The sequence below is a fragment of the Pusillimonas sp. NJUB218 genome (assembly GCF_003788685.1).
In the GTDB taxonomy this organism is placed as follows: Bacteria; Pseudomonadota; Gammaproteobacteria; order Burkholderiales; family Burkholderiaceae_B; genus Neopusillimonas.
Window position 1 is genome coordinate 77,988 of the sequence record NZ_NQMK01000001.1, and the last position, 15,507, is coordinate 93,494.

General features: G+C 58.3%; 12 protein-coding genes. 9 read left to right on the plus strand and 3 right to left on the minus strand.

The window, feature by feature from the left end:
* Positions 1–10: 10 nt before the first annotated feature.
* Together CHR62_RS00385 and CHR62_RS00390 are read right to left on the minus strand one after the other, a co-directional pair.
* Positions 11–883 carry a VOC family protein gene (locus CHR62_RS00385; protein ID WP_123659637.1) on the minus strand — a complete coding sequence of 291 codons (873 nt, stop codon included), beginning with the start codon at positions 881–883 and terminating at the stop codon, positions 11–13.
* A 48-nt stretch (positions 884–931) separates the two neighbouring features.
* Positions 932–2,206, minus strand: a complete 1,275-nt coding sequence (locus tag CHR62_RS00390; protein ID WP_123659638.1) for an alpha/beta hydrolase — start codon at positions 2,204–2,206, stop codon at positions 932–934.
* Between the two features lie 137 nt (positions 2,207–2,343).
* On the opposite strand from CHR62_RS00390, the gene CHR62_RS00395 reads away from it, so the two are divergent.
* The 9 genes from CHR62_RS00395 to CHR62_RS00435 all read left to right on the plus strand — a co-directional run bounded on the left by CHR62_RS00395 (position 2,344) and on the right by CHR62_RS00435 (position 14,283).
* Positions 2,344–3,054, plus strand: a complete 711-nt coding sequence (locus CHR62_RS00395) for a TetR/AcrR family transcriptional regulator (protein WP_123659639.1) — start codon at positions 2,344–2,346, stop codon at positions 3,052–3,054.
* A 179-nt stretch (positions 3,055–3,233) separates the two neighbouring features.
* Positions 3,234–4,349: an ABC transporter substrate-binding protein gene (locus CHR62_RS00400; RefSeq protein ID WP_123659640.1), complete on the plus strand. Its 1,116-nt coding sequence runs from the start codon at positions 3,234–3,236 to the stop codon at positions 4,347–4,349.
* 69 nt (positions 4,350–4,418) lie between these two features.
* Positions 4,419–6,299, plus strand: a complete 1,881-nt coding sequence (locus tag CHR62_RS00405) for an ABC transporter permease (RefSeq protein ID WP_093970093.1) — start codon at positions 4,419–4,421, stop codon at positions 6,297–6,299.
* On the plus strand, positions 6,299–7,144 hold the full coding sequence (locus tag CHR62_RS00410) for an ABC transporter ATP-binding protein (protein WP_233574773.1): 846 nt from the start codon (positions 6,299–6,301) through the stop codon (positions 7,142–7,144). The genes CHR62_RS00405 and CHR62_RS00410 overlap by 1 nt, the downstream gene beginning before the upstream one ends.
* A complete protein-coding gene (locus tag CHR62_RS00415; RefSeq protein ID WP_370318023.1) occupies positions 7,137–7,880 on the plus strand; it encodes an ABC transporter ATP-binding protein in 744 nt (247 codons plus the stop codon). Before CHR62_RS00410 ends, CHR62_RS00415 begins: the two co-directional genes overlap by 8 nt.
* The gene (locus tag CHR62_RS00420) at positions 7,877–9,646 is read left to right on the plus strand and encodes an FAD-binding protein (RefSeq protein ID WP_123659642.1); all 1,770 of its coding nucleotides are present in this window, start codon (positions 7,877–7,879) and stop codon (positions 9,644–9,646) included. Before CHR62_RS00415 ends, CHR62_RS00420 begins: the two co-directional genes overlap by 4 nt.
* An 89-nt stretch (positions 9,647–9,735) precedes the next feature.
* Positions 9,736–10,095: a 2Fe-2S iron-sulfur cluster-binding protein gene (locus CHR62_RS00425; protein ID WP_093969972.1), complete on the plus strand. Its 360-nt coding sequence runs from the start codon at positions 9,736–9,738 to the stop codon at positions 10,093–10,095.
* Positions 10,088–10,621 (plus strand): winged helix DNA-binding protein, encoded by a 534-nt coding sequence (locus CHR62_RS00430; RefSeq protein WP_093969971.1) that lies wholly within the window; start codon positions 10,088–10,090, stop codon positions 10,619–10,621. Before CHR62_RS00425 ends, CHR62_RS00430 begins: the two co-directional genes overlap by 8 nt.
* Complete coding sequence (locus CHR62_RS00435) at positions 10,618–14,283, plus strand: hydantoinase B/oxoprolinase family protein (protein WP_123659643.1); 3,666 nt, start codon at positions 10,618–10,620, stop codon at positions 14,281–14,283. The genes CHR62_RS00430 and CHR62_RS00435 overlap by 4 nt, the downstream gene beginning before the upstream one ends.
* On the opposite strand, the gene CHR62_RS00440 is transcribed toward CHR62_RS00435, so the two are convergent.
* Positions 14,280–15,479, minus strand: a complete 1,200-nt coding sequence (locus CHR62_RS00440; RefSeq protein WP_123659644.1) for an MFS transporter — start codon at positions 15,477–15,479, stop codon at positions 14,280–14,282. The two genes, CHR62_RS00435 and CHR62_RS00440, sit on opposite strands and share 4 nt — an antisense overlap.
* Positions 15,480–15,507 lie beyond the last annotated feature (28 nt).

Sequence of the window (15,507 nt, forward strand, 5' to 3'; positions counted from 1 at the left end):
CGTAAGCCGCTTACGGTTCGATGCGAACAGTGTCTCGGTCGAATCGGGTGATTCTTCCTCCCAGTCCGCCCGTGAAAAGCCCGTACCATACCGCCGGCTTTAGCCCTAGCGCTTTACGTCCGAACTCGATGGCTTGGTCGGCTTCGATGAGCCAATAATCATCATTAATGGCGGAGACTGTGCAGCCGGGTAAGGCTTTTGCGGCATCGACCAATGAAGAAAATTCGTTGACGTTAAGTACTGGCAATCTGACTCGCTTGGCATCAGCATCGACCTTCAGCAGCTTGCTAGCTTTGCGTTGCCAGACCTCGTCAATGGCGCTCAGATTTTGGATGCCGTTTCGCTCGGCCTCTAGCTCGATGGCGGCCTCTATGGTGAGTTGCGCATCGTATGCGTCGCGTTGCAGCAGTGGGCGCAACTTAAGTGTCAGCTCCAGAAAATAGCCGTTGGGGTCGCGGAAGTAGATGGATTCGATTACTTCGTGTTTAGTTTCTACCGAGACATCGACGCCCTTTTCTTGCAAGCGTAGCTTCCAGGCATGTAGCTCTTCCGCTGAGTCGACTTGCCAAGCGGTGTGTGTGGCGTCTGTAACGAAGTCTTCAGGCCAAGGTTTTGTATAGCGGCGCGAAGCTATTTCTGGTGCTTCTGACGTGCCCAGATAGTAGAAGAACGCGATGGTGCTTCCTTTGCCGCTGTCGAAAAAGAAATGGAGAAAATCGGGGTGCGTGCTTGGGCCCCAGCCTCTGGCCGAAATGGTGTGAATCAGGGGCAGGCCAAGTGCGTCGCGGTAGAACTCAACAGTCTCTTTGAGTTTCCAGGTGGGGCGGGCGGTATGGTCTACGCCTTTGAGCGTGAGGCGGGGGGTGGCCTGTATTGTGTTCATGATGGTCCTTATCACCCCCGGGCAGCCCGAGGGGGTGTTCGTATGGCTTTATTGTGGGAAGTTGGCGGTTAGCCAATTGCAAATCAAACGGCCCGCTTGGTAGCGGCCGGGTTCTTCGTCGGGTGTAAGCGACCTGCCGTGGTGGTCACCGCGGACACGCTCGTGGGATTTGTTGCTGGCCCCCAAACTGTCGTAGATTTCTTTGATAATGCTTGGAAAGCACGCTTGGTCGCCGGTGTATTCGATCAGTAGGGTTGGTTGCGTGATCGCGGGGGCGGTTTTTTCGAGCAGCGCATTTGAAGACAGGCCTGACCATGTCGACAGCCAGCTTTCAGGGGAGCACAGACGTGCAAAACCGACCGACCCTAGGTTGGAGACCAGAGGGTTGTTGCCCCAGAGCGAGCCCAGCTTTCGGTCTGACGGGTCAAGTGAAAGATCGAAGCAATTTAGGTCGGCGTCCGTTCTCCAGATGGTAATGATTTGGCTATGTGAGGCCAGTTGCTTGTCCCGCTTGCCTGCTGCGCCTGCTTTGAGGCGCGCGCGCGCTGACATCCTTTCGTCGATTAATGTCTTGGCAAGGTTGTCCAGGCGGTTGACTCGTGCAACCTGTGCTTCGCGGTATTTTTTTACGAACTCAGGGCTGTAACGCGCTGATTTTGTTTTTGGGTCGTAGCCATTTTCAGGGCTAAAAGGGTCTAGTGTCGGGTCAGTCGAGAACGCGTCGTCTTCGTCGGTGATCGACGGGTCAATGCACCCCATAAGCAAGGCGCCTTGGCCGGGGTGGGGGGCAACGAGTACCAGGCCGTCAGCCTGAATCATGTTGAGTATATCTAGGTGGGTAGGGCGTCCACCTGGCGTTTTGAGAATGCGCGCAGCTGGATTGAGCGAGGCCTGTTGCATGTAGAGGCTATACAAACCGCTACCACCTGAGTTTCCCAACAAGATAATGCGCTTGAAGCCTTCGGTACGTAAGCGTTCCATAGCTGCGGCCACATCGAACAGGGCAATTTCATGTTCCAGCCGCAGGTCGTTGCCGACAGACCTGGGCCATTGCGACCATGCGGCATACCCAGCTTGGGTGATGTCCGGAATGAGGTAATGACAAGCCATGAACTCGCGTGGGTGCATGATGCAGACGACCGTGTCGGACTTGTGCGCGGGCTGATACAGCGCGCCGCCGGTAGCCGCCCCATCTCGTGTTCTGAGCACGATGTTCTGCGTGGTTGTGCCCGCGGGCAGTTCGCGTGGCGTCCAGTCGGTATTCAGAAAGCCGGCAGTTATTTTTTGGGCGTCGTTATTGTTTGGAAGAGTGCTTGAACTCATAAGGTAGCTCCTTTTTTTTTATTCTATCGACAAATTTGACTAATGTGTGAAAAATTTATCTATATAGTGGAATTCCCTAGTTCAGGGTATTTGTTGCTCACCTATAATTCAGCCTTTAATTACCAATAAAGTGTTCTATGGCCCGCAGTGTGAACTCGCCACAAAAGACCGTTCGTCGTGAATTGCTGCAAGACTCGATCATGGAGGCGGCGTCGCGACTGTTTATTCAGCGGGGTTTTCAGGGGACCAGCATGGGCGACATTGCCGAAGCCATGGGGGTGACTCGAACTGCCATTTATTATTATTTTCGTAATAAAGAAGCGATTCTTCGCGAGTTGACATCTGGAATTACTGAAATGGCGGCAAAATTGGCGGTTGGTGTGACAACCGAGCACGCAGACCCAGAGGAAACGCTGCGAAAGTTGGTCGCCCAGCACGCCAGTCTGATTCTGGCGAATCCTCTTCAGTTTCGCGTGGTTGAGCGTAACGAGGAGCAGTTATCTCCGTCTATAAAAAAGAAGGCGGAAGCATCCCGACGTATGGTGCTTGAAAGGTTCTCCGCAGCGATAGACGCAGGTATTCGAACCGGCCAGTTTCGCAACGTGAACGCAAAGGTCGCTGCATTTGCGATCATCGGTATGTGTAATTGGGGTGCATGGTGGTTCAATCCCAAAGGTGCGCTTGGGTTTGACGATGTTGTCAAAACAATTGTCGATTTAGCTATGAACTCAGTGCTGCGGGTCGAGGAGCGTCAGTTGCGCGACGGCTCAATAGGCGAGGTTGTTCGCCAGTTACGCGACGATTTAAGTGTTTTGGAGCGACGCATTTCCGAATTGCCTGGCAGTTAATGGTGTTTTCTTTTGCCGGCACCGCCCGGCAAGCTTGCCGGGTGGGTGCTGGTAACCGTCGTGCAAAAAGGCTACCTAGGCGGTGGCCTTTTTTTATTTGCTTATTACCTATAATACGTTAGCAATTTACTAACTAAACGTTAAGATTATAAAGACTCAAATCTTAACGAGGTCCTATCATGCGCTCCTTACGCTCTCTGGCTCTGGCAGCTTTGTTGCCCGCCTTCCTGACCAGCCCGGCCATGGCCGCCGAACCCATCAATATCGGTTTCTTTTCCCACTTGTCGGGTAACTTTGCCGAATACGGCACCAGTTTCAAAAACGCCATCGAGCTGTATCTGGATCAGGTCAAGGCCCAGGGCGGTATCGAGGGGCGCCCCGTTAACCTGATCATCGAAGATGACCGCAACTCACCTCAAGAAGCTGCGACCGTAGCGCGCAAGATTGCCAATACCCCTGATGTGGTGCTGGCCATTGGTTCCTGGTCGACAACGGCATCGCTGGCTGCGGCCCCTATCTTTACCGAAGCCAAAATCCCGCAAATCAGCCCAACGTCTTCGCATCCTGACTTCAGCAAGCAAAGCCCCTACCAGTTCCGGCAAAACAACACCGACGATGTGCTGGCCCAATATAACGCCGACACCATTCAAAAGCAGTTGAAGGCCAATACCGTCGTTATTCCTTATTCGCAAGATGATTGGGGCGTGTATACCGGTAAGGCGACTGCTGCTGCTATTGAAAAGGCTGGCGGCAAAGTGTTGTTGCTTGAAAGCGTTCAGCCGGGTTCGCGCGATTTCCGTCCTTTCATCAGCAAGATCAAGGCCTTGAACCCCGAAGGCGTTTTCCTGGCTTTGCCTTACCAAGAAGCTTCGATTTTTATTCAGCAATTGCGCCAGGCGGGCATCGACGTTCCGGTGGGTGGCGGTATTCCGCTGACTTCGCCCAAATTTATCGAGCTGTCGGGTAAGGCGGCCGAGGGCGTTGTGCTTCACTCTATTTTCTTTGCCGGCGACCCTGCCCAAAAAGAGTTTGTTGATGCTTACAAAGCTAAATATGGCCGTAATCCCGACCAGTTCGCCGCGTTGGCGTACGACGCCATCGGCGTAGGTCTTGAAGCTGTGCGTAGTGTGATCCGCTCGGGCAAGCCGCTGACCGGCGAGGCCGTGCGCGAGGCACTGGCTAATGGACCGGAATACAAAGGGGTAACCGGCGTGACCAAATACGATGAATTCGGCAATGTGAAAAAGGCGCCGACATTCATTGTTGTGCGCGATGGTCAATTCCAGTTGTTCTAAGGCATTACATCTTTCGGGCCGGGGCAGACTCTTTTCGGGGCTGCCCTGGCTCTTTTCATGGCGCACGACATGATCGAACTGTTTTTTAGTCAAATACTTAACGGCCTGGCCATTGGTCAGGTTTATGCGCTTATTGCATTGGGCTTCAGCCTGGTGTTTGGCGTGTCGAACCTGATCAATTTCGCGCAGGGCGCCCTGTTCATGTTGGGCGCATTTTTTGCGTTTACCGGGGTGGTTTGGTTAGGGTTGCCTTTGCCGGTGGCTGCCGTAGCCTCGGTGTTGTTGGTGACCGTGTTGGGTATGCTGCTTGAGCGGGTAGCCTTGCGCCCGCTTGAAAACGGCCCATTTATTGCGCCGGTGCTGTCAACACTGGCGATCAGCATCATCATCGACCAGTTGGCCGAGATTATCTGGTCGCCCGAGGGCCAGGCTTTTCCGGTGCCCTATGAAGAATTCACGTTGTTTATCGGCGGTGCGTACATCACCAGCACCGATATTCTGATTTTTGTATTTGGCGGCCTAGCGGCTTTGGCCCTGACATGGTTTTTGCGCGCCTCCTGGATGGGGCGCACTTTGCGCGCTACTGCGCAAGACCGCGATGCCGCCGCCCAGTTAGGCGTGCGTACGGGCGATGTCCGACGCTTGGCCTTCGGGTTGGCGGGCGCGTTGGGCGCCTTAAGCGGGATCCTCGTCGCCCTGTACTTTAAAAGCGTGTTCCCGGCCATGGGCTTGCCGTTTGGCCTGAAAGGTTTTGCGGCGGCCTTGCTGGGTGGGTTGACCAGTATTCCGGGTGCGGTGCTGGGCGGTTTGATGCTGGGGGTGGTCGAGACGTTGGCCAGCGCCTATATCGGCGAGGGGTTCCGCGATCTGGTTGCGTTTTCGCTATTGCTGGTGTTCTTGTTGTTTCGTCCGCAAGGGTTGTTGGGTGATCGTCGCCTCGATGCCCTGGGCGGTGCCGGCGGCGCGTCGGGCGCTATGCCAAGTACCAGTTTGCTGGCGTCGTCTTCCAGTCAGCGCGCGGCCTATCGTGTCCGAGACATTCCCCCGTGGGGGTTTCTGGCGGTGGGTGCGGGGCTGTGTTTGCTGCCCTTCGTCATAGACAGCAGTTATATCTTGCAGGCCGTGGTGTACGCCATGATTCTGGCGTTGCTCGCGGGCAGCGTCACGCTGGTGTCGGGTTCGATGGGGGTATTGTCTATTGGTCATGCGGCGTTTTATGGCGTAGGGGCCTATACCGTCGCGGTTCTGGGGCATACCTATGGCTTGCCCACAGAAGTCGCTTTGCCCGCCGCGATCGTCATCACCGCGATCGTGTCGGCGCTGGCGTCGTTGCCGCTGTACAAGCTTAGCGGTCACACGGCTGCCTTGGGGACGCTGGCTATTGGTCAAATTGGTTTTCTGGTGTTCATGACGTGGTTGCCGGTCACGCGCGGCCCCATGGGGTTCCTGAATATTCCTGCACCGACTTTCGAGCTGCTGGGCGGGTTGCGCCTGTCGGCCATTGGGCAGAAGTTCTGGTTGGTGGCGCTGGTGGTCGCGGTGTTACTGTTCGTGGGCCAGCGCATACTGAACAGTGATATTGGCCGGGTATGGCGCGGCATTCGCGAAGACCGTCTGGCGGCGCATGCCGCAGGCCTGCCGGTAAGGCGCTACCTGATGCTGGGCTTTGCGGTGTCGGGCGCCATGGCCGGCGCGGCGGGTGGTTTGTTTGCTTACGTTCAAAGTGTCATTACGCCCGACAGCTTCAACGTGCAGGTCTCGATGCTGCTGTTGACCATGGCAGTGCTTGGGGGGCTGGGCAACCTGACGGGCGCTGCATTGGCCGGTTTTGTCTTGACGCTGATTCCAGAGCTCTTGCGCCCGTTTGCCGAGTGGCGAATGATTGTTTACGGGGTGATATTGCTGGCGGCCCTGCGCTGGCGTCCTCATGGTTTGTTAGGAGCACGCTGATGGCACCAAGTCGCGGATTACATCTCGATCGTGTGTCTCGTCATTTCAGTGGTGTGCGCGCGGTCACCGAGGTCAGCTTTACGTTGGCCCCGGGCGAAACACTAGCTCTGGTGGGCCCAAACGGTGCGGGCAAGTCAACGCTCATCCAGCTGATCAGCGGAGTCGATCGTTTATCGTCGGGGCGCATTTCCCTGAACGGCCGGCGCATCGACAATTTGCCTCCTGAACGGATCGCCCGCTTGGGTGTGGGTCGTAGTTTCCAGACATCACGCGTTTTTCCGGCGCTGTCGGTATGGGATAGCGTCATGCTGGGTACCCAGGCCCCGATGCTGCGCAGGCCGAGCGGGCGGCTGACCGACCCGGTTACCGAGCTGCTGGCTACGCTGTTCGATACGCCGGCCTGGCGTGAGCGCCGCCGCGCACAAGAAGAGCTTGCGCGTGAAACGCTTCAAATGTTTGGTGATCGTCTTTGGCCGCGTCGCGACCAACCGGCGTTCAGCTTGTCGTATGCGAATCGGCGTCGCCTTGAAATTGCCCGTGTTTTGGTGGCGCAGCCCGATTTCATCTTGTTGGATGAGCCTGCGGCGGGTATGAATCCCACAGAAACCGCAGCACTGACTGAGCTTTTGCTGGCCTTGCGTGAGCTGCGACCCGAGTTGGGGCTGTTGGTTGTTGAGCATAAGCTGTCGCTGGTGCGAAAAGTGGCCGATCGGGTCATTGTGCTCAATCAGGGCGAGGTTCTGGCTGAAGGCGATCCTGATCACGTGCTTGATCACCCGGAGGTGGTCGAAGCTTATCTGGGGCGCCAGCGGCGCGCCAATTCATCGGATGCACATCTTGGTTGAGCAAAATTCTTCTTCGATTTCGCCTTTCTTGGTGGTGGATGACGTGGATGTCCACTACGGCGCTGTGCAGGCGCTGTTCGGCGTCAGTTTGCAGGTCGGGCGCGGCGAAGTGGTGTCTGTACTTGGCGGCAACGCGTCGGGCAAGTCCACGACGCTTAAAACCGTGTTGGGCCTGGTCTCGCCGTCGCGTGGCCGTGTGGTGCTCGAAGGTCGTGAAATTCAGGGCTTGTCGTCACCTGAAGTTATTGATTTAGGGGTCGCCAGTGTGCCCGAGGGGCGGCGTGTCTTTCCTGAAATGTCGGTGTACGAAAACCTCCTGATGGGGGCGTATCCACGTCGGCAAGAAAAAGACGCGATCCGTAGCGATCTTGCCGAGGTGTTTGACACCTTTCCCCGTTTGGCCGAGCGTCGGCGACAGGCAGCAGGCACGTTATCGGGCGGCGAGCAGCAGATGCTGGCGCTGGGCCGCGCCTGGCTGCGTCGCGGCAAATTGATTTGTATCGACGAGCCCTCGATGGGCTTGTCGCCAAAGTTCGTGGATATGGTCTACGAGGTTTTGTTTCGCTGGAAAGCGGCGGGGCAAACCATTTTGCTGGTTGAACAAAATGCGCGTATTGCCCTTGAACTGGCTGATCGTGCTTATGTTCTGCAGCACGGCCATGTCGTTCTGACCGGGGCTGCTGCCGATCTGTCGGCCGACCTCATGGTTCAAAAAGCATATTTGGGGGCAGCATGAGTTCAGCAAAAATCAGACATCTTGATACCGACGTACTCATCGTTGGTGCCGGGGGCGCCGGGATGAGTGCCGCCATTTCTGCAGCGCAGGCAGGGCAGCATGTCATGCTGGTCGATCGCAGCCTGATTGGTCGAGGTGGTGCGACCATCATGGCGCAAATGACGGTCGCGGTTGCGCTGGGCGAACAGGTGCCCGATGACTGGCGTTATCACTATGCCGATACGCTTAAAGCTGGACGGGGCTTGTGTAGCGAGCCACTGGCGCGCTTGCTGTGCGAGAAAGGTGTGGATGCCATCCGTTTGATGGACGACTGGGGCACGGGTTGGGCACGCGCCGACGGGCATATGGTGCAGGCGCATGCGCCTGGCCACGATCGCCCGCGCTGTGTTTACGTCGATTACCTCAATACCGGCCCGGCGGTGGCTAAGACATTGCGCACCCAGGTGGCCCAGAACGACGCGATTGAGCGCCTGGGCGACATTCTGGTGGTCGATTTGGTGGTACATGCCGGGCGCGTGGTGGGTGCAGTGGCCTTGCACCTGACGACGGGAGACGTGCTGGTCATACGTGCCGGCGCAGTCATTATCGCTACCGGGGGGTTGACCCGGCTGTACAAGCGCAACAGCGCGTCGTTGAACATGGGGGGCGATGGTTACGCGCTGGCCGCACGAGCCGGCGCGCAACTTATCGACATGGAATTCGTTCAGTTTTTCCCGATCGGCCATTTGGCGCCGCGCCTAGTGGGGTTCGACCCCATTATGTGGGACCCGTTCCGATACAAGCTGGGCGGCCGGCTCTTGAACGGGCTGGGCGAGGAATTTGTTGAAAAATACGGGCATCAGGCCGAGAAAGAGGGTTATACCGTCACGCGCGATGCAGCCACCTACGCCATTCTTAAAGAGGTTGAGGCGGGGCGCGGGTCGCCCGCCGGTGGTGCGTACTTAAGCTTCGAGCACGTGCCCGAGGCCGAGCTGCGCAAGGCTTTTGGCCCAATCATTGACAAGCTTGCCGCCAACGGCATTGACCTGACCAAAGGGCCCATCGAAGTGGCGCCTATCGCTCACTATCACATGGGCGGCGTCAAGGTCGATGTCGATATGCAAACCGACGTGCCCGGGCTGCTGGCTGCTGGTGAGGCTGTTGGGGGCGCTAACGGCGCCAATCGGTTGTCGGGCAATGCCATTACCGAGGCCATTACGTTTGGTTTGCAGGCGGGCCGCACGGCAGCAGCCTACAACGCGACCCAAGACAGGGTCGGTGCCGACGTTGTCGATGCTTTGGCGCAACCCGTTGTTAAAGCATTGCTGACGCCGTCTGAGGCCACGTCATCGGGCGCAGGAAGCGCCACGACGACGCGCCCCAACGTTGCGGCGCAAATTGCCCGTTTGCAAGCCATTATGCAAAGTGATGTCGGGCCGTTTCGTACAAAGCAGGGCCTTGAGCGAGCCCAGCAGGCGTTGGCACAAATGCGTGCCGAAGTGGGCGACGCGGTTGCGGGGGGCGATGGCCCGCAAGACCCCGTGCAGATCGACGCGCTTGATCTGCGCAATATGCTGATGGTCGCAGAAGCCGTAACGCAATGTGCGTTGGCGCGTACCGAAAGCCGTGGCGCGCATCAGCGTGAAGACTTCCCGGCGATGGACGATGCCTGGGTGCTGAACCAGATGCTGGTCTGGCGTGAGGGCCGCTGGGTGCTGACGCAGCGCTCGATCGAACGCCTGGATGATACGCACGCCGTAACGGCTCCGGCAGGCGTGGCGGGATAAGTGAATAGATGCGCGACGTATGGGCAGATGGCGTCAACAGTGATGCGGTCCATGATGTTGCCAATGATTAATTGCATAGCGAGATAACCATGACAGAAGCCCTTAAACAATCGGTGTTTTTGAATATTCAACGCGGTGTGGGCGGCGGCGAGTCGCGCGTTGAGCGTTTCGAGTTGCCCGAGGGCGCGACGGGTTCGTTGCTTGACGGCCTGCGTTGGGTGCGTGAGCATTTGGACGATACGCTGGCGTTTCGGTATTCCTGTATTAACGCCAACGCCTGCAAAGAGTGCATGATGGAATTGGATGGTAAGGTCGTGTACGCCTGCTTGGCTCGCATGGAACCCGGTTCGGAGCACGACGTAGCGCCGTTGCACAATAAGGCGCGTATTCGCGACCTGGTGTCCGAGATTGCACCTGTAAAAGAGCGGCTGGAGGCGGCCGATGAATGACGGGCGAGCACGCGTTCCGACGTCTGCGTTGCGTATTCTGTCTTCTGCGCATTTGGCCGAAGGGCCGCATGCATCGTTGTCCGAATTTGAGTTCGGCCTGATCGTTTGCCACAACGCGTTTTCGCGCTGGGTGGTGCGTTGCATGCGCGCCGCCGGCGGGCACGACCTGGCCGTCACCGATGTATTGGTGCTGCACCATGTTTATCATCGTCAACGCGCCAAGCGGCTGGCTGATATTTGTTTTACGTTGAACTACGAAGACACTTACGTGATTACCTATTCGTTGAAAAAATTGCAGAACGCCGGCCTGGTAGCCGGCGAGAAGGTAGGCAAAGAAATGTTCTACACCGTGACAGACGACGGGGCGGCCATGCTGGACCGGTTCCGCGATGTACGCGCCGGCTGCTTGTTGCCGGCCGTCGAGGGCGAGCTGGCCGATGCCGATCAGTTGTCGCGCATGGCCGAGCGCTTGCGCGCTTTGTCAGGTCTTTACGATCAGGCTGCCCGTGCAGCCTCGTCGCTATGAGCGCCCAAGGGCCGACCCCGGCCGACAAGGGGCGCTGGCAGTTCTGGATTGATCGTGGCGGTACGTTTACCGATGTGGTGGCGCGACGCCCCGACGGCGAACTGATCACCGCCAAGTTGTTGTCCGAAAACCCTGAGCAATACGACGATGCGGCTGTTGAGGGGATTCGGCGTTTGCTCGGCGTGCCGCCCGGCGAGCCGGTTCCGGCTGACCGCATTGATGTGGTGAAAATGGGCACCACGGTGGCCACCAACGCTTTGCTGGAGCGCAAGGGCGAGCGGGTGGCGCTGGTAGTGACGCGCGGGTTTCGTGATGCCCTGCGCATTGCTTATCAAAATCGTCCGCGCCTGTTCGATCGTGAAATCATTCTGCCCGAATTGTTGTACGAATCAGTTATTGAAGTTGACGAGCGTCTGGATGCTTCTGGTGAGGTGGTTACGCCGCTTGATGATGATCAGGCCGAGCAATTTTTGCGCAAGGTGTACGACCAGGGCGTACGTGCGGTGGCGATTGCATTGATGCATGGGTACAAGAACCCCATGCACGAGACGCGTCTGGCTGATTTGGCCCGCACTATCGGGTTTACGCAGGTGTCCGTGTCCCACGAAGTGTCTCCGCTGATCCGTTATGTCGCGCGGGGCGACACCACAGTTGTCGACGCCTATTTGTCGCCGGTGTTGCGTCGTTATGTTGACCGCGTCGCGGCTGCTTTGCCTGGGGTGCGCCTGCAGTTCATGCAGTCTAGCGGCGGCCTTACCGATGCCCACGCGTTTCAAGGTAAAGATTCTGTATTGTCGGGCCCGGCCGGCGGTATTGTGGGTATGGCCGGTATATCGCATGCGGCGGGTTTTGATCGTGTCATCGGGTTCGACATGGGGGGCACCTCGACCGATGTCTCGCATTATGCAGGCGAGTACGAGCGGGCTTTCGATACGCTGGTGGCGGGCGTTCGCATCCGTGCGCCCATGATGAGCATTCACACCGTGGCAGCGGGAGGCGGGTCGATTCTGCATTTCGATGGCGCCCGCTTGCGAGTGGGTCCCGAGTCGGCCGGTGCCAATCCAGGGCCGGCATGCTATCGGCGCGGCGGCCCTTTAACGGTCACAGACGCCAACGTCATGTTGGGGCGTATACAGCCGCGACATTTTCCGGCGGTGTTTGGCCCCAATGCCAATCAGCCGCTCGACGTCGACGTGGTGCGTCGCAAGTTTGCTGCAATGGCGGCCGAAGTCTCTGCAAAAACGGGTGCTGCGACGTCACCTGAGCAATTAGCCGAAGGCTTCCTGAACATCGCCGTGTCGAACATGGCCAATGCCATCAAGCAAATTTCGGTGCAACGCGGCTATGACATTACGCGTTATACCTTGACGACCTTTGGCGGTGCGGGTGGACAGCATGCCTGCCGCGTGGCCGATGCGCTGGCTATGCCACGGGTGCTGGTACACCCGCTGGCCGGTGTGCTGTCGGCCTATGGCATGGGGCTGGCTGCAGCCAACGCCATCCGTGAGCGCTCTGTAGAAAAGATCTGGGATGAAGCCGGCGAGGATGATGCGCGTTTGGTGTTGAATGACCTGGCGGCTGCAGCGCGCGACGACTTGCTGGCGCAAGGGGTGGCGGCTGATTGCATCCGTATCGAGCGCCGCCTGTATTTACGCTACGAGGGCACCGATACGGCGCTGCCGGTAACGCTCGACAGCACGTTGGCCATGAAGCAGGCTTTTGAACGGGCATACTCGCTGCGCTTCTCGTTCCTGATGCCCGACCGCCGTCTGGTAATTGAGTCGGCGGTGGCCGAGGCCATTGGCGATGAATCCGACAAGGCGTCCGGGGGGGTTGCCCGCGAGCCGCGCGCGACCGAAACGCCACTGACGCCTTTCGATACCGTTCAAATTCATGTTGAAGATGCCCTGCACGATTGCCCCTTGTATCGCAGTGAAGACTTGCGTGTGGGCGATGTGCTGAATGGGCCGGTAATCATTACTGATGCTAATGCCACCACCTTGGTCGACCCCGGCTGGCAAGCCAGCTTGACGACGCGCGGCGACATTGTGCTTGAGCGTGTGGTGCCGCGCCCCAAACGTTATGCCATTGGCACGCAGGCCGACCCGGTCATGCTGGAGATCTTCAATAATCTGTTTATGTCGATTGCCGAGCAGATGGGCTACCGCTTGCAGAACACGGCTTACTCGGTGAACATCAAAGAGCGATTGGATTTTTCGTGCGCGATTTTCGATGCCCGGGGTGATCTGGTGGCTAATGCGCCGCATATTCCGGTGCATTTGGGCTCGATGAGCGCCAGCATCCGGGCCGTCATGCAGGCCAATGAAGGGCAGTTGCGCCCCGGCGATGTCTACGTCTTGAATAACCCTTATGCGGGCGGTACGCACTTGCCCGATGTAACGGTGGTGACCCCTGTTTTTGATGCCGAAGGCCGGGATATTCTCTTCTACGTTGGTTCGCGTGGGCACCATGCCGATATCGGCGGCCTGACGCCGGGCTCCATGCCGGCCAACTCCACCACCATTGAAGAAGAAGGTGTGCTCATCACCAATTTCCGTCTGGTCGAGGGGGGGCGCCTGCGCGAGACGGAGTTCCGTGAGCTTTTGGCGGGCGCACGTTACCCCGCTCGCAACATCGACCAGAACCTGGCCGATTTGCGCGCACAGATTGCGGCCAACGAAAAAGGGCGCGAAGAGCTGTTGAAGATGGTTGACGCGTTTGGCCTTGATGTTGTGCATGCTTACATGCAGCACGTTCAAGATAACGCCGAGGCTTCGGTACGCCGCGCCATTGCGCGCTTGCGCGACGGCGAGTTTACGCAGCAGCTCGATAACGGCGCTGTCATTCATGTGAAGCTGACGATCGACCACGCGACAAACAGCGCGATAGTTGACTTCACCGGTACGTCGCCGCAGTTGCCCAATAACTTCAACGCACCGCAAGCGGTGACGACGGCGGCGGTGCTGTATGTGTTCCGCACCATGATCGACGAAGACATCCCCATCAACGCGGGTGGGCTGAAGCCGCTCACGTTGGTGGTGCCAGCCAATTCCATGCTTAACCCGGGGTATCCGGCTGCGGTGGTGGCGGGTAACGTCGAGACCTCGACCTGCGTGACTAACGCGTTGTATGGCGTGTTGGGCGTTAATGCCGGTAGCCAGCCCACCATGAACAACGTGACGTTTGGCAACGATCGCTACCAGTACTACGAAACGGTGTCGGGTGGCTCGGGTGCTGGCGGGCGCTTTGACGAGGCCGGGCGCCTCGTGGACGGCTTTAATGGCACCTCGGTCGTGCAGACGCAAATGACCAACTCGCGCATGACTGACCCGGAAGTGCTTGAACTGCGGTTCCCGGTTCGTCTCGAACGTTACGAAATCCGGCGCGGTTCGGGCGGGCTGGGGCGCTGGCATGGGGGCGACGGCGGTTTGCGTACACTGCGCTTCCTCGAGCCCATGACGGTGTCACTGCTGGCCAATGGCTGGACGCATCCCGCGTTCGGGGCCCAAGGCGGCGCGCCGGGGGCCTGCGGTGAAAGCCGGGTAATCCGGGCTGACGGCCAGGTCGAAACTTTGCGTCATGCTGACAGCGCTCAGTTGAATGCTGGCGATTGTTTTGAAATAGCGACGCCCGGTGGCGGCGGTTTCGGTGCCGTGTCTTAAAGGGTAAGGCGGCGCTGTTGCATTACCATTCTGGTCAGCGCCGCGCCAACCAGCAGCACGGGGGCAATAGCGGCCAGGTTCAGGTTGCGCCAGCCTAGCGCGCTTAAAAAGGTGGCTGCGCCCAGGCAGCCTATGGTCACCAGAATGAACATAGCCTGGTCGTTGATACCTTGTACTTTGCCGCGCTCGGCCGCGTTGTGTGTGGTCGACAGCAAGACGGCGCCGCCTACAAACAAAAAGTTCCAGCCCAGGCCCAGTGCCAGGCGCGAGGCGATGTAGCCGGGCAGTGCTGCATCGCTGAACGCGCCAATAAGCCCGGCGAGCGTCATCAATACAACGCCACTGAACAGAATGCGGTTTAAGCCGATGCGCGCGATCAGGGCCCCCGTAATGAATGACGGGCCGAACATCGCCAGCACCTGGGTTTGCGTCACGACGGCGATATCGGTCATGCTGAAACCCAGGTCTTTCATGGCCAGCGGTGTGACGGTGATGTACAGCGCCATGAACGAAAAACAAATGCTGCTGCAAAGCACGGCCGGAATAAAACCTGGGTGCGTGGCGATGACACGCAGGGGGCGCGCTGCGGCAGGCGGCGCAGCGTTCGCCTGTAGATCGGGTTCGGGCATGTCGATCTGGTTGACCAGGAAAGCGGCCAGCAACGACAGCGCCAGTATCACCAAAAATGGGCCGCCATAAGGTACTGCAGGCACCCAGTCGAGTGTGAGGCGGGCATTGATAGGGCCCAGAACCGCTGCGATGACCCCACCCGTCATGACATAAGACACGGCCCGGCTGCGGAATTCGGCCGTGGTGACGTCGGCCGCCGCAAAGCGGTAGTACATGGCAAAGCTCTGGTACAAGCCAATAAAGAAGTTGCCCAGGCAGAACAGGGCGAATGATGCCGTGGCGACACCCAGAAAACAAACCAGACCGCCAATGACGCCATTGATGGCGCCCATGATAAAGCCACGTCGCCGCCCGATGCGCTTCATGAGCAAGGACGCCGGCAACGTCGTCAACACCGTCGCGAACATCATCATGGCCGCCGGTAATGTCGCCAACTCTGGCCATGGCGCAAGTTGTCGACCAATGACGCTGCTGAGCGTCATGATGGTGATGGTGACGATAGTGAATAGGCCCTGGCCCCCGGCCAGCAGCAGGACATTGGTTTTTTGACTTTGGGTGATGCTCATCTCATTTGGCGCTTTAATGCGCTTTTGC